21 protein-coding genes are annotated in these 22,968 nt (G+C 33.6%); 11 read left to right on the top strand and 10 right to left on the bottom strand.

The window, feature by feature from the left end:
• Positions 1-3: 3 nt before the first annotated feature.
• The 9 genes from A0O34_RS20280 to A0O34_RS20240 all read left to right on the top strand — a co-directional run bounded on the left by A0O34_RS20280 (position 4) and on the right by A0O34_RS20240 (position 9,511).
• Positions 4-1,413: a carbohydrate porin gene (locus A0O34_RS20280; RefSeq protein ID WP_066758751.1), complete on the top strand. Its 1,410-nt coding sequence runs from the start codon at positions 4-6 to the stop codon at positions 1,411-1,413.
• Positions 1,414-1,441: 28 nt separating this feature from the next.
• Positions 1,442-2,281: a sugar phosphate isomerase/epimerase family protein gene (locus A0O34_RS20275; RefSeq protein WP_066758750.1), complete on the top strand. Its 840-nt coding sequence runs from the start codon at positions 1,442-1,444 to the stop codon at positions 2,279-2,281.
• A 125-nt stretch (positions 2,282-2,406) separates the two neighbouring features.
• Positions 2,407-3,282: a GTPase Era gene (gene era / locus A0O34_RS20270; RefSeq protein ID WP_066758749.1), complete on the top strand. Its 876-nt coding sequence runs from the start codon at positions 2,407-2,409 to the stop codon at positions 3,280-3,282.
• A gap of 70 nt (positions 3,283-3,352) precedes the next feature.
• On the top strand, positions 3,353-3,781 hold the full coding sequence (locus A0O34_RS20265) for a DoxX family protein (protein ID WP_066758747.1): 429 nt from the start codon (positions 3,353-3,355) through the stop codon (positions 3,779-3,781).
• A gap of 339 nt (positions 3,782-4,120) precedes the next feature.
• Positions 4,121-4,966 (top strand): hypothetical protein, encoded by an 846-nt coding sequence (locus A0O34_RS20260; RefSeq protein ID WP_066758745.1) that lies wholly within the window; start codon positions 4,121-4,123, stop codon positions 4,964-4,966.
• Positions 4,967-5,158: 192 nt separating this feature from the next.
• Positions 5,159-7,561 (top strand): S9 family peptidase, encoded by a 2,403-nt coding sequence (locus tag A0O34_RS20255; RefSeq protein WP_066759885.1) that lies wholly within the window; start codon positions 5,159-5,161, stop codon positions 7,559-7,561.
• A gap of 116 nt (positions 7,562-7,677) precedes the next feature.
• Positions 7,678-8,064 carry a hypothetical protein gene (locus A0O34_RS20250; protein WP_157886079.1) on the top strand — a complete coding sequence of 129 codons (387 nt, stop codon included), beginning with the start codon at positions 7,678-7,680 and terminating at the stop codon, positions 8,062-8,064.
• Positions 8,065-8,074: 10 nt separating this feature from the next.
• Positions 8,075-8,578: a GNAT family N-acetyltransferase gene (locus A0O34_RS20245; RefSeq protein WP_066758741.1), complete on the top strand. Its 504-nt coding sequence runs from the start codon at positions 8,075-8,077 to the stop codon at positions 8,576-8,578.
• Between the two features lie 354 nt (positions 8,579-8,932).
• Entirely contained in the window at positions 8,933-9,511 is a 579-nt protein-coding gene (locus tag A0O34_RS20240) for a Crp/Fnr family transcriptional regulator (protein ID WP_066758739.1), read from the top strand.
• A 168-nt stretch (positions 9,512-9,679) separates the two neighbouring features.
• Here A0O34_RS20240 and A0O34_RS20235 read toward each other — a convergent pair whose 3' ends face one another.
• The 10 genes from A0O34_RS20235 to A0O34_RS20190 form a co-directional block, all read right to left on the bottom strand.
• Positions 9,680-10,507: a GLPGLI family protein gene (locus A0O34_RS20235; RefSeq protein WP_066758737.1), complete on the bottom strand. Its 828-nt coding sequence runs from the start codon at positions 10,505-10,507 to the stop codon at positions 9,680-9,682.
• 90 nt (positions 10,508-10,597) lie between these two features.
• The gene (locus tag A0O34_RS20230) at positions 10,598-11,959 is read right to left on the bottom strand and encodes an MATE family efflux transporter (protein WP_066758735.1); all 1,362 of its coding nucleotides are present in this window, start codon (positions 11,957-11,959) and stop codon (positions 10,598-10,600) included.
• A 113-nt stretch (positions 11,960-12,072) separates the two neighbouring features.
• Positions 12,073-13,257 carry a sigma-54-dependent transcriptional regulator gene (locus A0O34_RS20225; protein ID WP_066758733.1) on the bottom strand — a complete coding sequence of 395 codons (1,185 nt, stop codon included), beginning with the start codon at positions 13,255-13,257 and terminating at the stop codon, positions 12,073-12,075.
• A gap of 56 nt (positions 13,258-13,313) precedes the next feature.
• Positions 13,314-13,973, bottom strand: coding sequence for a YggS family pyridoxal phosphate-dependent enzyme (locus tag A0O34_RS20220; RefSeq protein WP_066758731.1), 660 nt, complete (start codon positions 13,971-13,973; stop codon positions 13,314-13,316).
• A 172-nt stretch (positions 13,974-14,145) separates the two neighbouring features.
• A complete protein-coding gene (locus A0O34_RS20215; RefSeq protein ID WP_066758729.1) occupies positions 14,146-15,012 on the bottom strand; it encodes a polysaccharide deacetylase family protein in 867 nt (288 codons plus the stop codon).
• A 129-nt stretch (positions 15,013-15,141) separates the two neighbouring features.
• A complete protein-coding gene (locus A0O34_RS20210; RefSeq protein ID WP_066758727.1) occupies positions 15,142-15,870 on the bottom strand; it encodes a DUF72 domain-containing protein in 729 nt (242 codons plus the stop codon).
• Between the two features lie 163 nt (positions 15,871-16,033).
• Positions 16,034-18,880: a heavy metal translocating P-type ATPase gene (locus A0O34_RS20205; protein WP_066758725.1), complete on the bottom strand. Its 2,847-nt coding sequence runs from the start codon at positions 18,878-18,880 to the stop codon at positions 16,034-16,036.
• A gap of 181 nt (positions 18,881-19,061) precedes the next feature.
• Positions 19,062-19,622: a helix-turn-helix domain-containing protein gene (locus A0O34_RS20200; protein ID WP_066758723.1), complete on the bottom strand. Its 561-nt coding sequence runs from the start codon at positions 19,620-19,622 to the stop codon at positions 19,062-19,064.
• On the bottom strand, positions 19,619-20,014 hold the full coding sequence (locus A0O34_RS20195; protein WP_066758721.1) for an acyl-CoA thioesterase: 396 nt from the start codon (positions 20,012-20,014) through the stop codon (positions 19,619-19,621). The genes A0O34_RS20200 and A0O34_RS20195 overlap by 4 nt, the downstream gene beginning before the upstream one ends.
• Positions 20,015-20,391: 377 nt before the next feature.
• A complete protein-coding gene (locus A0O34_RS20190; protein WP_066758719.1) occupies positions 20,392-20,595 on the bottom strand; it encodes a helix-turn-helix domain-containing protein in 204 nt (67 codons plus the stop codon).
• Positions 20,596-20,877: 282 nt separating this feature from the next.
• On the opposite strand from A0O34_RS20190, the gene A0O34_RS20185 reads away from it, so the two are divergent.
• Positions 20,878-21,261: an RNA recognition motif domain-containing protein gene (locus A0O34_RS20185; RefSeq protein ID WP_066758716.1), complete on the top strand. Its 384-nt coding sequence runs from the start codon at positions 20,878-20,880 to the stop codon at positions 21,259-21,261.
• 150 nt (positions 21,262-21,411) lie between these two features.
• Positions 21,412-22,965, top strand: coding sequence for a T9SS-dependent choice-of-anchor J family protein (locus tag A0O34_RS20180; RefSeq protein WP_066758714.1), 1,554 nt, complete (start codon positions 21,412-21,414; stop codon positions 22,963-22,965).
• Positions 22,966-22,968: the final 3 nt, after the last annotated feature.

Genomic DNA, 22,968 nt, shown 5'->3' with positions numbered 1-22,968 from the left:
AATATGAACACAAATGTTTTTAAATATAGTTTTTGGCTTTTACTAATTGCTAGTCAAATTTCAAATGCACAGATCATTATTACCAATAAAAAGTTCTCTTTTGGAACAACGGGTAGGATCGGAGCAGCATATTCCCCGAACGCAGATGGGCGCACAGGTAGGCAATTAAACCTTAATAATCAAGGTTCTTTAGGAGGAAGAATGGATCAAGGGGACTATGTAGATTTCCTACCGGCTTTTCATTTCACTCCCGTTGCAGGAGGCGACAGTACAAAAAGTACTAAAATTGATATGCAGGCGAGATTAAGTTTCTATTCTGGCGGAACATTTTTAGGAAACGTAGATTCCAAGTCTAATCAGGGAATGATCGTTGCTTTACCGGAAGCTTTCGTTGAAGCAAGAAATATTATGGGAAGTGATTGGGATGTTTGGGCAGGATCCAGATGGCTGAGATTTAATGATGTACATATTGCAGATTATTTTTATTTTGATGATCACTCAGCGACAGGCTGGGGTGTGAAACATAAAAATACAAGCTTCTCTATGTTTTTTCCGGCAGCGATAGATACGGCAGCAAGCAATTCTACACCATATTCTTATACGAATGTGATCAGCGGTACAAAAAGTTTGATTTACAGACAAAGAGAAGTATTTGTTTTGGAACACACGATTCCGTTTAAAAATGGAGATCATAAACTGAAACTTCTTGCGGAATTTCATAATGTAGATAAATCAGGTAAAAACTCTAAGGAAAACTATCCATCAGATAAAGGCTGGGTTTTGGGAGCAAAATTAAATACAGATTTAAAAACTAAACTTCCGGGATCTTTTAATCAAATTTCCTTAAGATACGGTGGCGGAATTGCCAACGGGGGAGATGGCGGAAATACCCAGACATGGCGAACTTACGGAGCTCCGGATGAAGTTACAAAGACTTATAAAGGCGCTTACTCTTTAACTGCGGTTGAACATATTTTGCTAAATCTTTCTGACAGATGGTCTGTAAATGCTTATGCTGTTTACACTCAAAGTAAGGGTGGAGCAAACAGTGATAATAAAGCAATGGATTATTATAATCGTGAAATTTTCAATAAAAAATCTGAATTTAATACAGGTTTAAGAGCAACTTATTATTTCAATAATTGGTTCCATATTGTTTCTGAATTGCATTTTGCAACAAGAAAAGACGGAACTCAGGATCCTGCATCAATGACAAAATTGGTTCTGGCTCCAACATTGGTTCCTACAGCTGAAAGAAGCGTTTGGGCAAGGCCACATATCAGATTGATTGCGGAATTATCAAGATACAACGATCAGGCAATGAACAGTCTTTATTCACCATTTTTACAACAATCGGGAGCGAAAAGATTCGGAACTTACTTTGGCGTAAGAACAGAGTGGTGGGTATTTTAAATGAATAATTAAAAAATCAATAATTATAATGAATGTAAAATTTGGAGCTTCACTTCTTTCATGGATCACCCCAAACTGGAATCCTGAAGCCGGAAAATATGCAATAGAAAAAACGGCAAAAGCAGGTTTTGATTTAATTGAAATTTTGCTTCCTCCGTCAATGGAATTCAATACTAAAGAAGTAAAGAAGCAGCTTAAAGATAACAATCTGGATGTTGTCTGTTCATTAAATCTTCCAAAAGAAGCTCATATTGCTTTTCATCCTGAAGTTGCAGAAAGTTTAATAAAGCAGGCTGTAGACAAGACTTCAGAATTAGAAACTAATTTTTTAGGAGGCGTTCTTCATGGCGGAATCGGAGCATTTTCGGGGAATCCATTAACTGAAAATGAAGCTGAAACTATTGTTGAAGTTTGGAGTAAAGTTGCAGATTATGCCAAAGAAAAAGGGGTAAACATCGCAATTGAACCCATCAACCGTTACGAAACTTATGTTTGTAATACAGCAAAAAATGTTTTAGATCTGATCTCAAAAACAGGAAAAGATAATTTATTTCTTCATTTGGATACCTTCCACATGAATATTGAGGAGAATAATTTTTATGATCCGATTATTCTTGCAGGAAACAAGCTAAAACACGTTCACATGACAGAATCTCACCGCGGAATGCTTGGTGAAGGTACTGTAAATTGGAACGAACTTTTTAAAGCATTAAAAGAAATCAATTTTGAAGGGAATTTGGTGTTGGAGAATTTTTCTTCTTCTATTCCGGGAATGCAGCAGATGGTTTCTTTATGGCAGAAATCCCCACACGATGCTGAGGAATTGGCTCGTGGCAGTTTAGAATTTATGAAAATTCATATCATTTAGTTCAATTCTATTTCCAGAGAAAGTCTTTCCTTAAATTGGGGAGGCTTTTTTATTTTAAATCTTTTAACATTAGCCGTAAAGACCAGTTTTGTTTTAGTAACTTTGCATTTTGTAATATTATTTTTATGCACAAAGCAGGATTTGTAAATATAGTTGGGAAACCAAATGCCGGAAAATCTACCTTATTAAATGAATTAATGGGCGAGAAACTGGCAATTGTAACTCAAAAAGCACAGACAACACGTCACAGAATTTTTGGAATTTATAATGAAGAAGACCTACAGATCGTATTTTCGGATACGCCTGGAGTTTTAGATCCTAAATATGGTCTTCAGGAGAAAATGATGGATTTTGTAAAGGATTCTTTACAGGATGCCGATGTTTTCCTTTTCATTGTAGATGTAACAGATAAATCTGAACCATCAGCATTTTTGATTGAAAAATTAAATAAAATCCCTGTTCCGGTTTTACTTTTATTGAATAAAGTAGACCAGACCGATCAGGCAGGTTTGGAAAAACACGTAGAAGAGTGGCATGAAAGAATTCCTAAAGCTGAAATTCTTCCTATTTCTGCGCTAAATGCATTCAACACGGATATTATTCTTCCTAAGTTGAAGTCGATGCTTCCTGAAAGTCCGGCTTATTACGATAAAGATCAATATACTGATAAACCTGAAAGATTTTTCGTAAACGAAGCTATTCGTGAGAAAATTCTTTTGAATTATGAAAAAGAAATTCCATATTCTGTGGAAGTTGTTACGGAGCAGTTCAAGGAACAAGAAGGAATTATTTTCATTGATTCAGTCATTTACGTTGAAAGAGATACTCAAAAAGGGATTATTATTGGACATAAAGGAGAAGCAATTAAAAAAGTAGGAACAGAAGCAAGATTAGATCTTGAGAAGTTTTTTTCAAAAAAAATACACTTGAATTTATTCGTTAAAGTGAAAAAAGATTGGAGAAAAAATGATAGAGATTTAAAAAATTTCGGATACAGATAGACTAAAAAGCCAATATTCATCGTTGTATTAAGGAGATTTTTTATTAACTTTATCTTTAAATTTTCATTGAATGAACTATTTAAGCTCAAAGTCTAACCCGATTTATGTAGATATTATCCTGTTAATCGTAAGAGTATTTATAGGGTTTGCCATGCTTTCTCACGGTTTTCCAAAACTTCAGATGTTGCTTGAAGGTGGAAATATTAACTTCTTTGATTTTCTGGGATTAGGTTCCATAATATCTTTGGTACTAACTGTTATAGCAGAATTTGCATGTTCAATTCTTCTTATATTGGGACTTTTTACAAGGATTTCATTGGGATTTTTAATCTTTACAATGATCATTGCAGGCTTTGTTGTTCATGGGGCTGATCCTTTTGAAAAGAAAGAATTGAGCCTGATTTATTTATCAGTTTATCTTCTTTTGATGGCTTACGGAGCCGGAAAATTCTCTGTAGATCACATGATTGAAAAACGAAGAAGAGCCTCTGATTGGTAAAATTTAGTTAAAAATAAACTTTTTTTAAATTTTTAATATTTTTTTTAAAATTAGGAATAATTTAAACTAATAGATATAATTTGTAATTATATCTATTTTTATTTTTGTCCAATGTTGTTAAAATGACTCATTCAAATTTTTATTTTCATTAAAAAAATTATTAATTATTTGTGTTTTTTGTTTTAAATTTTAATTACAATTGAATTTGAATTATATTTATCATTAATGCAATGTTATTTGTTTTAAATTGTTAAATTTACTAAAAATGATTAATTATATTGATTTAAATTAAAATCTAAAATGTTTTTTTTGCATATATTTGCTGAAAATACACACACAATGAAAAATATTTTATTAGTAGTATCCGGATTAATTTTCGGATCAATCAACGCGCAAGTGGGAATCGGCACAAGTACTCCTAACCCATCATCCATTTTAGACATAAACGTTAATAGTCTTCCAACAAATGCAAAAAAAGGATTATTACTTCCACAAGTTGCCCTTACTAGTGTTAATGATCTTACAACAATTCCCAATCCTGCAAATGGATTACTAGTTTATAATACTGTAAATGCAGGGCTTGTTCCTACAAATGTTGTAAAAGACAATGTATATAAGTTTCTTACTTCAAAGAATGCATGGGTGCTAATGCTTGATCAGGATGCTCTTGCTAATCTGAGTATACCTACGGTAGCTTCTGTTTTAGGATTCAATAAAACAGGAAATGATACAACCTATTTAGGAGCAGATATTTCAGGAGGAAATCAAATAAGACAAGTAATGTATGACAGGATTCGTTTGCAAAGTGCAGTTTGTACCTATGACTCTAATACCAAAGAATTTATAGCTAATAAAGCCGGATATTTTAATTTCCAGGTGAATTTGGTTGTTAAAGGTCCTATTAATGGAAATGTTAGAATAGGTGTTTCAAAACCTTATACAGGGCCAAAACCTACATCCGTTAGTAATGCTACCGTTGCATTTTTATCACAAAATACGTATGATGCAGCAGCATCACTTCCTATACCAATGGCTGTTAACGGATTATTATATATGAACGCAGGTGAGAAAGTAATATTTATGACAAGATATATTGACCCCTCGGTAAACTCATTAGATGTAGAATCAATAAATTATGATAGAACATTAGTAAGTTCAGTTAACGTGACTTATTTTTCTAATTAATCAATTATTATCATATATACCTAAAAGAGCAGGAAATTTATTTCTTGCTCTTTTTCCCTTAATACTAAGGATTGCAGGATCGATTTGATGGGATACAAGTCTATTTTGGAACTTCACTATTTGGATCTGCTTTTAAACAAGGCTTATTTATGTATTTAAAATTCGTTAAATTCGTGAAAAATGAAATATATTATGAAGATAAAGCTAACTGTCTGTCTTCTTGCGTTTCTTAATTTTTACGAAGCTCAGGAAAGTATTACTTATCAAAAGCCATCTGCAGAAATTCTTAAACTTGCAGACTACGAAAGACCTCCAAGTGTTTTAATGAACAGCAAAAAAGATTGGATTGTTTTCACTTATCGTCCAACCTACAAAACTTTGGAGGATCTTAGTCAGCAGGAAATGAAATTGGGAGGACTTAGAATTAATCCTGTAACCAATATTTCAAGTACAGCGACGTATTCAAACAATTTGAAGGTTAGAAAACTAAATGATAAAAATGAAGTTCAGGTTAAAAATTTACCATCAAACCCTAAAATTACTTATACATCTTTCTCGCCAGACGAAAAAAAACTGGCTTTTACCAACACAACAGCTAAAGGAGTAGAACTTTGGATAATAGATCTGGAAACAGCTACTGCAAAGAAAATAACTGCTGATAATCTGAATGCTAATTTAGGAAGTCCGTATGTTTGGTATAAAGATTCTCAGAATATTTTAATTAAAACACTTCCTCAAAACAGAGGTACTTTAATAGATTCAAGCAAAGATCTTCCAACAGGGCCGATCGTTTCTACATCAGACGGAAAAGTTTCTCAAAACAGAACGTATCAGGATCTTCTTAAAAATCCACAGGATGAAAAGAACTTTGAAGTCCTTACAGCTTCTGATATTTACAACGTTGACTTAAATGGAAGCTTGAAGAAAGTAAAAGAACAGGACCTATATTCAGGATTAAGCTTTTCACCGGATGGAAATTATATGATGGCAACAACCATCAAAAAGCCATTTTCCTACATTGTTCCTTTGAATAGATTTCCAACAACTACAACGGTTTATGATATCAATGGAAATGTTGTAAAAGTTGTGAACGAAGTTCCGCTAAACGAAATAATGCCAAAAGGTTTTTCTTCTGTACGAACAGGAAAAAGAGATATGGGCTGGAGAAGTGACATGCCTGCAACATTGGTCTATTCTGAAGCATTGGATGGCGGAGATCAGGCAAAAACAGTTGATTACAGAGATGAAATTTTCACTTGGGAAGCACCATTCAGAGCTGCTCCAAAATCATTCTTTAAAACAAAACAAAGATATGAGGGAACGAGTTGGACAAACGATCATTTTGCCATCGTTTATGAAGGTTGGTACGATACGAGAAACACAAAATCTTATTTGGTTGATTTAAATAATAACGAGTCTAAAGTAATTGACGATAGAAATTATCAGGATGTTTACAGCGATCCCGGAAATTTCAACACTACAAAAAATCAATTCGGAAGAACAGTTGTTGATATGAAAGGTGGAAAATCTTATCTTATCGGAGACGGATTCACGAAAGATGGTCAACATCCATTCATCGATGAAATGGATATGAAAACCCTTAAAAAGAAAAGACTTTACACCTCAAATATAAAGAATGCAAAAGAGGAAATTATTGATATTCTGAATCCGTCAAAAGGAGAGGTGTTGACCATTCAGCAATCTGCAAGTCAGTATCCTAATTATTTTAAGAAAAATATTAAGTCTAATAAAACTGAAACAGTAACCAATTTCGCCAATCCATTTGAAAGCATCAAAGATGTTTATAAAGAAGTAATCACATACAAAAGAAACGATGGAGTTACCTTAACAGGAACACTTTATCTTCCTGCCAACTACGACAGAAAAGCGAAAAAAGAAAAACTTCCTTTACTGATTTGGGCGTATCCAACAGAATATAAAGATAAAAATACGGCCGGACAAAATACCCAAAATCCAAACGACTTTACGTTTCCATACTACGGATCTTTCGTGTATTGGACAACCAAAGGATACGCGGTGTTGGATGACGCCGCTTTCCCTATCATCGGAGAAGGAAAAACGGAGCCGAACGATACATTTATCACTCAATTAGTTGCCAATGGTAAAGCAGCCATTGACGCTGTGGATCAGTTGGGTTATATCGACAGAACGAAAGTTGCGGTTGGAGGTCACTCTTATGGTGCTTTTATGACAGCGAATCTTTTAACGCATTCTAAAGATTACGCTTGTGGAATTGCAAGAAGTGGAGCATACAACAGAACGCTAACGCCTTTCGGTTTCCAGAGCGAACAAAGAAATTATTGGGACATTCCGGAAATTTATAACGCAATGTCACCGTTTATGAATGCTGATAAAATGAAAACTCCATTACTTCTGATTCATGGTGATGCAGATAATAATCCGGGAACTTTCACTTTGCAGACGGAAAGGTATTTCCAGGCATTGAAAAACCTTGGAGCGCCTGTAAAAATGGTTCTTCTTCCAAAAGAAGCTCACGGCTATCAGGCAAAAGAAAATATACTTCACCTTCTTTGGGAACAGGATCAGTTTCTTGAGAAATGTTTGAAAAAATAACAATTGATTATAAAACTCGTTCTTTTTAGAGCGAGTTTTTTATTACTTTTAAACATTATTTTTAATACTATTTATTAATGCCTATAATTCGTTGCTCTGCGCAAAAAAGTCAAACTTTGGAAGAGTTTTACACAGAATTTATCTCTAAATCAGAAGATAAATTTGAAGATATTGGAACATCGATGTTGAAAGTTTTAGAATTGTTTAATAGAATATTTAAAGAAACGACAATCTTTGGCTTAACATCACATGCAACATTACTTTTATTTGAAGAAGATGATTATACATCTGATTGGTTTGTCGCTATAAATGGATTCAGAGGTACATTTTATATTGAATATATGATTCCAAAAGAAAAAAGTCCATGGGAAAATGCAATTGTAAAAGGAGCTACTAACTCATTAGAAGAATTTGAAGAAATGATTATCATTTCAATGAAAGAATCTACTGGCTGGAAAGGCAATGTTGAAATAGATAATTTATATCAAAAGTTAAAAAAATAAGTCATTAAAAATGGAAGAATTAAAATTCAGGAATGCAAACCCTGAAGACCTGCCAAGAATAGTAGAAATCTATAACTCAACCATCCCGTCAAGAATGGTAACTGCCGATACGGAAAATGTTTCTGTAGAAAGCAGGCAACAATGGTTTAATGAACATAATCCTGAAACCCGACCTCTTTGGATGATTGAAGATCATCAAAACAATACGCTCGGTTGGGTAAGTTTTTCATCATTTTATGGAAGACCGGCTTACAACGGAACGGTTGAAATCAGTATTTATATGGATGAAAGCTGCCGCGGAAAAGGCTTCGGCAAGAAAGTTCTTCAATATTGTATTGATAATGCAGGGAAATTTGGAGTAAAAACATTGTTAGGCTTTATCTTTTTACATAATGAACCGAGTTTGAAACTTTTCAGACATTTCGGATTTGAAGATTGGGGCACTTTTCCTGATGTAGCTGTTTTGGATGGTGTAGAAAGGAGTTTGGTGATTTTGGGGAAGAGGATTGGTTAGTTCATTGCGACGAAGCAATCTCCAAGATTACTTATTGCCAATTACTTATTACTTATTTTCAGAAGCTATTTCCCGCTTTCCGCACTCGCTATTTTTTGGGTTTCGGCGGCGGCAAAGCCGCCACCGAAACCCAAAAAATGAGCTCAAACAAAGCTGCAATCGGGGCTAGGGTTTTGCCCTTCCTCTCAAAATTAGTTAACAGCCAAACAATCTCATCAATCTTCTTCAATTCAAAAAAACGATTGTTGTTATCTCATTGTTCATATTCTATTCACGTTAATTTTTGTATTTTTCGGCCGACAAAATTCAGTATAAAAATTAAAAAAGAAGAGAACAATTATCCCAAACAAGAATATGTTACGTACGAATCCACTATTTTTAGATTATCTAGAAGAACTTTATAATAAGCAGGAAAATAAAGAAGATATTACCCTGAAATCTTTTGAGAAAGGAGATAGAATATTAATACAAAACGAAATTTCAACTAAAATAATGCTCATTAAAAGCGGAATTACGAAATGTTATTTTGTTGAAGAAAACGACAAAGAATACATCGTAGAGTTTTTAGGAAAAGGTGAAATTATAGGTGAAATCGAAGTTATTAAAAATGTTTCTTGCCTTTGTAGTATTGAGGCAATGACAGAAGTAAGTGTTTATTCGATGTCAATACCTTATTTTCAAGCATTAATTAAAAGTGATTTGACTTTGAATAATTTACTGCTCGATGTTTTTGCAGAACGTATCGTTAATACTTCAAGCAGAGCGTCATATCAGCAACTTCGTACCACAGAACACACCTTGTCTCAACTTCTTGATTTAAAATCAAAAGAGATGGAAATCTCAAAAGAAGATATGGCAACTTATTTGGGAATTACGGTAAGGAGCTTAAGTAAGGCTTTAAAGGAAATAAAAGAAAATAATAGCGAAGAATAATTAATGTAATTTTCAGCTTCTCAAGTTAAAATGAAAATAGATAAAAGTCTCAAAAGAAGATATGATCGCTTATTTTGTAATTAAAGTGAGGAGTTTAAATAAAGCCTTTAAGAATTTGAAATAATAAAAAATCTGCGTGATGTACAAGACTTTACGCAGATTTTTTAATTAATTGCTTTTAAATATAGGTTCTTTATCCTTTTCAATATAGATGTAACGGTTTTTTATCCCATTTTGAAGCATTCCTCTTTTTTTATTGAGTTCTTCAATAGATTCTATACTTTCATTTTTAAATGTAGCTTTCTGTCCGTTTTTTATACCTTCTGAAAGCATTCTTGTTGGATTCTCATAAATATCTTCAACGTAGGTATTAAATTTTTTATTGGAAATAGGAATCGCTGGTTTGCCATAGTGAGTCTCTACAAATTGATGAGTGTCATAATTAATATCTAGCTTTTTGTTACTAACCAGCTTATAGGTGAAATTTTTATCAGCGTCTTCCAGAATAAAAATAAGCCCGGGAAGTCCTCGGAATTTATAAGGACCTTCTTTGATATTAACTTCATTGGAAAACCATGCATCCCATGTTCTTCCACCAAAATCGGTTGTTGCTTTCTGCAATTTGTAACCATTATATTCTTGAGTTTCCTGAAGAACTTTCCACTTCATTTCATCGTTGGTTTTTACAACGAAATATTCAAAAAAATCACGGTACCATTTATTTTGAAAAGAATTGGGAGCCCTTTCGATAACCTGATCTGTTTTTGTACTATAATGAGAAATTTCTTGGTTTCTTGCTTTGTTTATAGAATCATACTCAGCAAATTTAGTATCATAAAATTTCACTGATTTGGGGCTGATATCAAGATTCATGAAGGTTTTTCTATACTCTTCGGAAGTCTCTTTTCTGGACTGAAGCTCATAAATAAATCGGTTGGTTTGTGATTGGTACAATGAACCTGCATATAAAGCCAGCAGGAATATCAATTTTTTCATTTTTTATTAATTGTAATAAGTGGACAAAAATAAAAAAAGCTACGGAAAGTCTTAGACCTTGCGTAGCTTTTTTAGCAATTTATTATTTAATTATGCATTCTGCTTCACTCTTTTCGCAGACATATTTAAAAATCGTTTGACGAGCATCACGGCAGAAATCGTTAATCCTAATCCTAAGGCGATCCACATTCCGAAAGCTCCCATTTCCATCGTTACACAAAGGAAATAACCTAGAGGAATGGTAATCACCCAATACGCAATAAACGTATAAATAGATGGGATTTTAACATCCTGCAAACCTCTCAACATTCCTAATGCCGTTACCTGAACTCCGTCCGAAAGCTGGAATAAAGCAGCAATAATCATTAATTTTGAAGCTAACTGAATCACTTCAACTTCTTCTTTTTTAGTGAAGAAAGTTGGAAGTATATCTTTACCAATGATGAAAATGACTCCACAAATACACATGAAAATAAAGGCAATTTTCAGGTTATTGATGCCGACTTTTCTTAGTTCAACAAAATTTTGTTCACCTAGTTTTTTACCGATCATCACGGTTGAAGCAACACTGAATCCGATACATAAATTAAAGGTAAAGGAAGCCATACTCAACGCAATCTGATGAGAAGCGATGTCATGAGCAGAAATCAATCCGCAAATAAAAGCTGCTCCTGCAAAAGCCGTTACTTCAAAGAACATTTGTAAAGCTGTTGGGAAACCCAATCTTACCATTTTTTCAAACATCGCTTTCGTGAAAACTTGAATTTTTAACGAAAAATCTTTAATGTATTGTCTTGTTTTCTTCTCTTTTAAAAGCACATAGTACAAGAAAACCACCATGAAAATTCTGGCAATTAAACTCGCTAATGCGGAACCTTTTACACCCATTTCAGGGAAGATCCAAAGTCCTTTAATGAAAACATAATTCAAAACAATGTTAATGACATTCGCGATGATGGTCGCTTTGGTAACTCCAATCGTATAAGATAATCCTTCGGAAACCTCTCTCAATGTCTGAAAAGCCATGAAAGGAACGATACTTATTGCCATAATTCCTAAGAAATCAACCGTATCAGGAACAATCTTTGCCGGCTGACCTGAATGATAGAGTAGAGGAAGTCCCAAAAGCAGGACACCCATCAAAATGATTCCTACAGTCATATTGATAACAAATCCGTGACTGAAAACGGAATTAATTGTTTTGTGATCTCCTTTAGACTGCGCCTCCGAAACCAATGGCGGAATCGCAAAAGAAAATCCCAACGCCAATACAAACATTGAGAAAAATACCGCATTTCCTAGAGATACCGAAGCTAATGCGTCGGCTCCTAATAATTTTCCGACAATAATATTGTCGAACAGATTCACCGAGACTTGCCCTACCTGCGTCAACATCACAGGAAGAGCCAAAGTGAGGCATTCTTTTGTATATTTTTTATCTAAAAATTTCATAATAGTTTATAATTCATATAGTTTTAATCAAATTTTTCTTGTGGTTAAAAACAAAAAAAATTGCAGTAACATATGATACTGCAATTTTTAATATATTTAAAATAATAATTAAATTATTTCCTTACAAAACTTGCAACATCCTCTTCGGAAACAGTAGCTCCACCAAGAATAATTAATCTTTCCACAACATTTCTCAATTCTCTGATATTCCCAGTCCAAGAAAGGGCTTTTAATGCTTCAATAGCTTTATCATCGAATTTTTTCAAAGCGGTACCGTGCTCTTCAGAGATCATAGCCGAAAAATGGTCTACCAATAATTTGATATCCTCTTTTCTCTCATCCAATGGCGGAACATAGATCTCAATCACAGAAAGTCTGTGGTAAAGATCTTCTCTGAATTTTCCTTCTTCAATTTCCTTCTGCATATTTTTATTCGTTGCTGCAAGAACTCTCACATCAACTTTTATTTCCTTGTCGCTTCCAACAGGAGAAACTTTACTTTCCTGTAAGGCTCTTAAAACCTTAGCCTGAGCGATCAAACTCATGTCTCCGATCTCATCTAAGAAAATCGTACCGCCAGTAGCTTGTTCGAATTTTCCCTGCTTATCTTTAATAGCTCCTGTAAACGAACCTTTAACGTGTCCGAAAAGTTCAGATTCAATTAATTCTGAGGGAATTGCAGCACAGTTAACTTCAATCATTGGCCCTCTTGCTCTTTCACTTTGATTGTGAATAGCGTGAGCTACCAATTCTTTTCCGGCACCGTTGGGACCTGTGATCAATACTCTTGCATCAGATACAGCTACCTTTTCGATCATATCCTGGATCTTCTGTAATCCGGCAGACTGACCGATCATTTGATACTTTTTGTTAACTTTTTTCTTTAAAGTTTTATTTTCAGTTTGAAGATTTTTATTTTCTTTCTTCAAAGTTTCTTTAACCAAGGCATTTTTTACGCTTGTAATCAAACGGTTGATGTCAATGGGTTTAGAAATGAAGTCGTATGCACCATCCCTTAAACAAGAAACCGCAGAATCAATGTCTGCGTGCCCTGAGATCATGATAAAAGTAGTTTCAGGTTTCAAAGCCAAACTTTGCTTTAAAAGTTCTGTACCTGAAAGTTTTGGCATTTTAATATCCGAAATCACCAGCGCGAAATCTTCTTTTTCTACTTGCTTATAGCCTTCTAAACCATCTTCGGCGATTACAAATTCATAATTGGTAAGTTCATCCGAAAGAATACTGTGAAGTACTCCGGAGATTGCTTTTTCGTCTTCTACAATAAGGATTTTTTGCATAGTTGCAAATTTAATTTTTTTGATTGAATTATTAGCAAAAACTGTACCTAAATCTTCTATTTTGAATAATCTCTCCTTCCGAAAATAGCCGATCCAACCCTCACAGAATTAGCACCGCATTCAATGGCTGTCGGGAAATCATCACTCATTCCCATTGATAATGTTTCTAGTTTTTTTAGTTGATTTAATTCATTAAAAACTTTTTTCAGTATTAAAAATTCCTTTTTTACCTGCTCTAGGTCGTCTGTGAACGTTGCCATTCCCATTAAACCTGTGATTTCGATATTTGGAAAATCTCCATTAATATATTTTTCAAATAAATCCTTAGCTTCTGTAATTTCAAGCCCAAATTTGGTGTCTTCTGCCGCAATTTTTACTTGTAAAAGAACTTTGATTTTGCGGTTATGTTTTCCTACTTCCTTATTAATTTCTGCTAATAACTTCTCAGAATCAACACTTTGAATGGTATCAATAAACTCAGCAATATATTTTACTTTATTGGTCTGTAAATGCCCGATCAGATGCCATTCAATATCTTTTGGAAGTAGGGGATATTTCTCCAATAATTCCTGAACTTTATTTTCTCCAAAAACTCTTTGTCCAAGATCATAAACCTCCTGAATCGCTGAAACAGGGTGTGTCTTTGAAACTGCAACCAACTGTACAGTTGAGGGAAGTTGATTTTTTATAATATGATAGTTTTCTGTAATGCTCATAATTGCAAATTTCTGAATTTTAAAAGCAAAAAACTAGTGAATATTGAATTTAAAATTAGAATCCCACTGATTACACAGATTTTCACAGATGATTGCATATAATTCAATTTAAAAATTAGAAAATATAACATAAACATCTGTGAAAATCTGTGTAATCAGTGGGAGAAAAAATTTAATTCAAAATCTCATTAATCTTCGGATAAGCAGATATTTTCCTGAAAACAAATCTGTTGGTTTTCTGAAGCTTTTCGATAAAAAGGTCAAGCTCATCAATAGAATCTGCATCAGTTAAATATTGATCATGCGTAAGAAAAACCAAATGTCTTGATGTTTTTTCAAGATCATTAAAGAAAATACTGTCAACTTTTTTTAGCATTGTCTGATGGTTTCCTTTTAGAGCCATATTATTTGTAGGTTTCCATTCCAAATCCCAACCGATGACTTTATATCCGGCTTTTTGCAGACTGTTTGCAGCCAGAGCAGAGCTTTTTAGATCTGTAGCGGTGATATTATTAAGTCTCCAGATATTTCTTCCGGGAGTTCTTGCAATTTTATCGGTTAGTCTTAAACTGTCTTTTGCAATGTCAAAATCACGAACTACGGCTTCAGGATTTCTATAAAAATCTGTGTATTTATTGTGTGCGTGGGTGTAACTGTGATTGGCCAGTTCAACCAAAGGATCGTTTTTTAATAGCTCAAGACCGTCCTTTTGTTTTTTGCTTCCATAAGCATGTTGCCCAACGAGGAAAGCGGTGGCGCATACATTTCTTTTATTTAAAATTCTCAGAAGATTTTCAGTTCCCTGATTAGGGCCATCATCGAAGGTAAGATAAATAACCCTTTTGTCTGAAGGAACTTCTTCATTATCAATTTGGGGGACTATCTTTGCGACGGGATGGACAGTGGAAATCGTTTTTTCAGATTTTTTCTTGTCATTTTGCTGATCACAGCTGTTAAATAAAAACGAAGTTGCACTCATCAATGCAAGCATCCCAAGAAAAGTCCCGTTTTTAGACTTTTCCGCAAAGTTTTTTTTCATAAAAGTAAATGGAAATTAAATTGTTAAAAACTGTTAAATTTTTCAAGTTAATGTTAACAAATTATATGCCATTTTTACTTAAAATTTCACTTTTTAATGATTTTTTAATTTATTTTTTTTAACTGGTTTTTATTCCAGAATTTTTTTCAAATACAGCGAATTATGAATTGCAGCAGTTCCCCAGGTATTATTGAAAAATATAAATATTTTATGTTGCGATTTTCTAATTTTATCAGCTAAATAATTAAGAAATTCTTCTGAATATTCCGACTTATAAAGGACAGGTTTTCCATGGAGTCGGTAATATAATATTTCAGAATGATTAATAATAAAATCTTCCGGCAAATTTCCAGGAAAGCTTACTCCGGAAAAAACGATGTCTTTTTCTTTTAAGATGTCAAAAACTTCCTTTGTCCACCAAGATTCATGACGGAATTCAATGACATTTAAAAAGTTGAAATCAATAGTATTTAAAATTAAATCAATATTTTCCTGAGTATTTTTAAAAGAAGGTGGAAACTGATACAGAAATCCTGAAAGTTTTTCCTTTAAATTGGTTTGAATGTGGTTACAAAATTCTGAAATTTCTTCTTTACAATCTTTCAATCGTTTTTCGTGCGAAATTACTTTTGGAATTTTAATGAAAAATTTAAAGTCATCAGGAGTTTCATCAAACCATTTGATAAGTGTTTTTGCAGTTGGTTTTCTGTAAAAAGTAGAGTTGATTTCAACACAATTAAATGTTTGAGAATATATGGTAAGAAAGTCTTTATTTTTGGCATCTTCTGGGTATAAAGATCCTTTCCAATCTGCATTGTAAAACCCTGAACAGCCAATATAAAGATTCTCTTTTTTCATATTTAGAAATGTATTAAATATTTTAAGTTTTGGCTAAAGCCAATTGATTGAATATATTTTCTAAATGGGCTAAAGCCCATTCCTATTGATGTGAAAACTTTATTTCTCTCGCAGATTTATATTCAATTGTTTATAAAATTAAAATCTGCGAAAGAATTAAAAATTATTCAATCTCCAAATCAACCGAATTCAGGCGCAATGAATTTAAGATCACAGATAATGAACTGAAACTCATTGCCGCTGCCGCGATCATCGGTGATAATAAAATTCCAAAAAATGGATACAATAATCCTGCCGCAATCGGAACTCCCAAGACGTTATAGATGAAAGCAAAGAATAGGTTTTCCTTAATGTTTTTCAATAATTTTTCGCTTAATAATTTTGCCTGTGCTACTCCAAGAAGATCTCCTTTTAGTAAGGTAATTTCAGAACTTTCGATGGCTACATCAGTTCCGGTTCCCATGGCGATCCCGATATTGGCTTGTGCTAAAGCAGGGGAGTCGTTGATTCCATCGCCGGTCATGGCTACGATTTTACCTTCTTTTTGAAGCTTTTTTACTTCATTTAATTTATCTTCAGGAAGACAGTTAGCTTTAAAATGTTTGATCCCCAATTCATCAGCAACAGCTTTTGCAGTGTGTTCGTTATCGCCCGTCATCATCATAATATCAATGCCTTCACTAATCAATTGCTGAACTGCTTTTTTAGAACTTTCTTTAATTTTATCCGTAAAACTTATGAACCCTAAGACTGAATTACCCTCAGCAACATAAGAAATTGTATGTGCTTTTGATTGCACTTCAATTGCTTTCTGTTTTAGATTTTCAGGAATTATAATTTGATTTGAAGTTAACAGTGTTTCATTTCCGAGATAAATCGTTTTTCCGTTGATGTTTCCTTTCACTCCTTTCCCTGAAATGTTTTCAAATTGCTGTACTTTTTCAGCCTTAATGTTTTGTTCTTTTGCTTTTTTAATTACAGCATTCGAAAGTGGGTGTTCTGAATTTTGATTCAATGAAAAAGCTAATTTCAGGAGTTGATTTTTATCTTCATTGTTCACGGTTTCAATATATTCTACTGACGGTTTTCCTTCCGTTAAAGTTCCTGTTTTATCGGTAATTAAAACGTTTACTTTATTCATTTGTTCAAGTGCTTCGGCATTTTTAATTAAGATACCATTTTTTGCTCCTTTACCAATTCCGACCATCAAAGACATCGGTGTTGCGAGGCCTAAAGCACACGGACAAGCTACAATTAAAACCGCAACGGCATTCACAAAAGCAAACAATGTTTTTTGACCTTCCGGACCGAAAAACTGCCACAAAATGAACGTAAGAACGGCGATCAAAATAACAGCAGGAACAAATACTTTAGCTACTTTATCGGTTAATTTTTGAATAGGAGCTTTGCTTCGGCTTGCATCATTAACCATTTTAATGATTTGTGAAAGCAACGTTTCATCACCCACTTTTTCAGCTTTCATAATTAAAACCTGATTTCCGTTAATCGTTCCTGAAGATACTCTGTCATTTACCGTTTTTTCAACAGGAATAGGTTCTCCCGTGATCATACTTTCGTCTACAATAGAATTTCCTTCGGTAATTTTTCCGTCAACAGGAATTTTTTCGCCTGGTTTTACTTTTAATAAATCTCCTATTTTAACCTGAGAAAGCAAAACCTTTTTATCCTCATCATTTACCATCAAATTGGCTTCATCAGGAGAAAGATTCATTAATTCCCGAATAGCATTTCCTGTTTTTTTATGTGCAGCAGCTTCCATTAACTGTCCTAAAATAACAAGCGTTAAAATAACGGTAACTGCTTCAAAATATAACGGAATTTCATGATTGTGACCTCGGATTTCATGCGGCATAATATCAGGTAATACTAAAGCTACAATACTGAAAATAAATGCTGCAGCAACGCCTAAAACGATTAAACTGAACATGTTTAAATTCCATGTTTTGAACGAGATGTAACCTCTTTTCATTAAAAACCAACCTGAATAAAACAGAACAGGAAGCGTTAAAATTAGTTCAATAATTCCCTGAATTTGATGAGAAAAGGGGAAATTAATGAACATTCCACCCATAGAAAGAATGAAAACAGGAATGGTAAAAGCCAGAGAAATAATGAATTTACGTTTTAAAATATTGTAGGTTTCATCTTCTTCTTCAACATGTGTATCGGGCATTCTTACCAGATCCATCCCGCAGATTGGACAATCTCCGGGTTCATCACGGATAATTTCAGGATGCATTGGACAGGTGTATTTTGCAATTTTCTTTTCGGGATATTTTACTAAATCCATTCCACAAACGGGACAACCAACATTGCTGTCATAAACTTTGTCGCCCTCACAATACATTGGACAAAAATATTTACCAGCCATTTCATCGGTAACTTTCGGAGCTTCATGATGATGACTGTGATTGTGGGAATGAGAATGTGTATGCGAGGTTGAATTTTTAACTAAATCTTCTGTAATTTCCTCCAAATGCATGTTACAAACAGGGCAATCAACTTTTTCGTCATATACTTTATCACTTTCGCAGAACATTGGGCAATAGTATTTTCCAATATTATCTTTGAAATTTCCTGGTAAGTTGGTAGAAGAGTAAGTTGGTTTATGATTTGGGTCTTTTGCTAATTTTTCCTCGATTGGGACAAGGTACATATTGCAATCGGGGCATCTTTTTCCTTGTTTGAAATATACTTTATCGCCTTCACATTCCATCGGACAATAATATACCGAAGATGGGGAAACTCGGTCTTGAGGTTTTATAAAAGCTTTGTCAGGGTTGTTTGGATCTTCTAGTTTGTAATTTCCAATTTCTTCTAACACTTTATTTAAAGTAGAAAGTTCTATTTCGTTATCGGAAATAATAGTTGCCGTACTATTTTCCAGATTGATATCAGCTTTAATATCATCAAGGCTGTTTAGCTTTTCTGATATTTTTTTCTGACAACCGGAACAGGTCATTCCGAGTATTTTATATTGTTGTTGCATGATCCTAAATTTATACTACAAATTTCCAAAATGAAAGTGGAAGCTTGTTATAAATTTAAGGATAATGTTTATAGAATTTGGTTTGAGGGGTTTTTGGGTGGGAGTGTTGGAGTGTGTTAGGGTTTGAGAATGAACAGTTAGTTTACACAAAAAATTCTAATACACTCCAACGCTCAAACTCTCAAACAAGATCTAAGGGTTTTCTAGTATGAATTTTTAGTTTTTTGAATTCAGTAGGAGTGAAGCCTGTACTGTTTCGGAATTGGGATGATAAATGCTGAACGCTTTTATAGCCTAATTTTCCTGCGATTTCCGTTAATGTGAATTCATTATATAGAAGAAGTTCTTTCACCTTTTCAATTTTTTGAAGGATGAAAAACTGTTCCAGCGTAATATTTTCGTTTTGGGAAAAAGTTTTTGAAAGTGAACTATAATCTTTATGAAGTTTTGAGCTTAAAAATTCAGAAATTAGGAAGTTTTCATCAATATCAAGTTCGCTGATCTTTTCGATGATCAGTGTTTTTATTTTATCGATAAGTTGATGTGCAGAATCTTTTATTCTCTCAAAACCTGTTTCTTTCAGTCGTTTTTCAAGCAATTCCAGCGTGTCATTTGAAACTTCAGATTCGGATTCGACCTCGCCAAGATTAATTGATTTAATCTTTATATTAAAATCATTAAAAATATTTTCAACGGCAGAAATACACCTGCCGCAAACCATATTTTTTATGAAAATTTTCATAACTGACTGTTTAATCTGTCTTTTACAAACTCAACCTGTGTTTTCCCGTGTGGTAAAGGGTTTCCGTCTTCTCCAAGATTTACCATTACAATTTTATCTACAGTAATAATAGTTTGGTGGGTCATTTTATTTCTGACATCACATTTTAACGTGATAGAACTTGAGCCGAATGTTGAAACTTCAATTCCAATTTCTATGATATCTCCCTGTTTTGCAGAGCTTACGAAATTGATCTCAGATATAAATTTGGTAACGACTTTTGTGTTTTCTAATTGAATGATAGCGTAAAGAGCAGCTTCTTCATCGATCCATTGTAATAATCTTCCTCCAAAAAGTGAATGATTAGGATTAAGATCTTCAGGTTTTACCCATTTTCTAGTGTGGTAATTCATGTTTCATTTATTTGTGATGCAAATTTAGTGTTTAAAACTGGCTTTATCAAAGGAATGAGATTTAGTTATTAAAAGAGAATTATTTATTTTCTCAATCATTTTTTACTTAAAGCAAATGAATTTACATTATTATAGAGAATCATGCATTTTGCATCTTAGTATTTCGGAAATAAGTGAAACGCCCTTGTTTATCTTACATTAAAGAGATTAAAATCAATTCTTTGCCTTTAATTAATCACAAGGCTACACAAAGTTTATTTGAAATAAATAATTTAATCAAGATAAACAAATGCATTTCATTTAAAAAAGGAAAACAATATATCAATTAAGATTGCTTTCAGAATGTACAATAGGTATCAATAATAACATCATGCGGTTTATTCTTTATATTCTAAAATATCACTAGGCTGGCAGTCTAAAGCTTTACAAATAGCTTCAAGTGTACTGAAACGAATGGCTTTTGCTTTTCCAGTTTTTAAAATCGAAAGATTGGATAGAGTAATATCTACTTTTTCTGATAATTCGTTAAGAGATACCTTCTTTTTAGCCATTATTACATCTAAATTTATTATTATTGGCATATAATTTTCAGAATTAGTGATTGGTTTTTATGTTAAATAATTCTTAATTTTAATACAAATATCAATAAATATTTATTGAAAAATAATAAATATTTGCCTTTTTTTAATATATAAGCCTTGGAAGCACTGAAATTGTAGAAAATACAGATAAAAAAAACTTTGATTTGAAATTTTTAATTGTATCTTGCATACGTTTATATTTGGAATCAATATTTGTTCATTAATTTATGTTGCTTTTCTTTTATATACCAAATTTTTATTAATTTTTTAATTTTATTCAAAATGAACATTTTTGTTTCAAACATTAATTACTCAACTAAAGAGTACGAGTTACACGATTTATTTGCAGCTTATGGTGAAGTATCATCTGCTAAAATAGTTACAGACAGAGAAACTGGTCGTTCTAGAGGTTTCGGTTTTGTAGAAATGGGTGATGAAGAAGGAAAACAAGCAATTGAGGCTCTTAACCAGTACGAACTAAACGGAAAAACGCTTAACGTTTCTGAAGCTAAGCCAAGAGAAGAGAAGCCAAGAAGAAGTTTCGACAACAACAGAAGCGGCGGAGGCGGCTATGGTGGTGGTGGAAACAGCCGTGGCGGAGGAGGTTACGGTGGTGGTGGAAACAACCGTAGCGGAGGAAGTAACGGTGGTGGAAATCGTTGGTAAAAAAATATAAGCGGCTTTTTTAAGCCGCTTTTTTTATGCACTATTGTGATGGAATATTAATTATAGTGCGTTTTTTCATACTACTTTCTATTTTTATTTTGAAAACTGACATGAAATTTGTAAATTAACATTCAATTTAAAAATTAGGTTATGAAAAAACAACTACTTTTGGCATTGTTCGCAATTCCAGTTATTGCAAATGCTCAATTTTTTCAAAATTTTGAAGCTTCTACTTCAATTCCTACGGGGTGGACAGCTCTTAACGGAGGAGATACAAACACCTGGGAAATTATAGATTATACAGGTGGAAGTATTACGGCTTACAGTGGTGCGAGAACAGCTTCAATAAGATATAATTCTGATGCCCATGATGATTATTTGGTTACACCAGCTATTACAGTTACTGCCGGAGTAAGCGATTATCTTTCTTTTTACGCAAGAAGCCGCGATCCTTTATATCCGGAAACAATCAGTCTGAAAATCTCTACAACAACACCCACAGCTGCTGCGTTTACAAATACTTTAGCTGCTACTGTAGCTCCATCAAGCGGGCCTGATTTTTATAGATATTCTTATGATCTTTCTGCTTATATAGGGCAAACGATTTATATTGGATTCTATTCTGCAACTACAGATCTTTTTTATTTTGATATTGATGATGTTCTTAATGGCCCAAAACCAGCATGTGATATTCCATCTTCTATCGTTGTAAATGGAGTTACATCCAACTCGGCAAACATTAGCTGGACAGCATCAGCTACGCCGGGCGCAACCTATCAAATCGAATACGGGCCAACAGGATTTACTCAAGGAACAGGAACTATTGCAAACAGCGGAACCGCATTTGCTACGCTTCCTTCTCTTACTCCGTCTACGGCTTATCAGTTTTATGTAAGATCAAATTGTGCAGCCAACGGATTCAGTACTTGGTCTACTGCTCAGTCATTTACGACTACTTGTGCTCCTTTAGCAACATTCCCATATACAGAGAACTTTGATAACGCTACCATCCCTTCATGTTGGGGTAATGAAGCTGTTTCAGGGGCCGGTGTAGCTACATGGACGTATGTTACGACCAATGGAAACTCTTCAATTATGCCTAAATCAGCCCCAAGAATGGCTGAATTCAGAACAGAAGAAGCTGGTGAAAAGGCAAAATTATTACTACCTCCATTAAATATCTCTGCACTTGCAAATCCTGAACTTAGATTTAGTTTAGCAAACGTAAACTGGTTTGGTGATATTGATGAATTGAGAGTTTTTTATAAAGCTAATCCTAATGATGCATGGACTCAGGTAGGAAGTTCTTATACTACAGAAAATGCAGCTTGGCTGGATGTAAGTATTCCTCTTCCGAATAAATCTGCAAACTATCTAATCGCTTTAGAAGGTACTTCTAACTGGGCGAGAGGAATTGATGTAGATAATGTTTCTGTGGTTGATACTTCTGCTACGTTAGCAGTTAATGATGTTGCTAAAAATAATGGTGTCAAAATTTATCCGAATCCTGTAAAAGATGTTTTAAATATTAACACTGATAAAAAGGTTAGCAGTATTGAAATATTCTCTCTGACAGGTCAATTGGTAAGAAAATTAGATAATAATTCTAAACAGGTAAATGTATCTGATCTGAAAAAAGGAGTTTACTTATTACGAGTAAAATCTGAAGGAAAAGATGAATCATTTAAAATTGTTAAGGACTAAATA

The sequence above is a fragment of the Chryseobacterium glaciei genome (assembly GCF_001648155.1).
GTDB lineage: Bacteria > Bacteroidota > Bacteroidia > Flavobacteriales > Weeksellaceae > Chryseobacterium > Chryseobacterium glaciei.
Note: the sequence above shows the minus strand (reverse complement) of the source record. Positions and strands in the feature narration are given on the sequence as shown.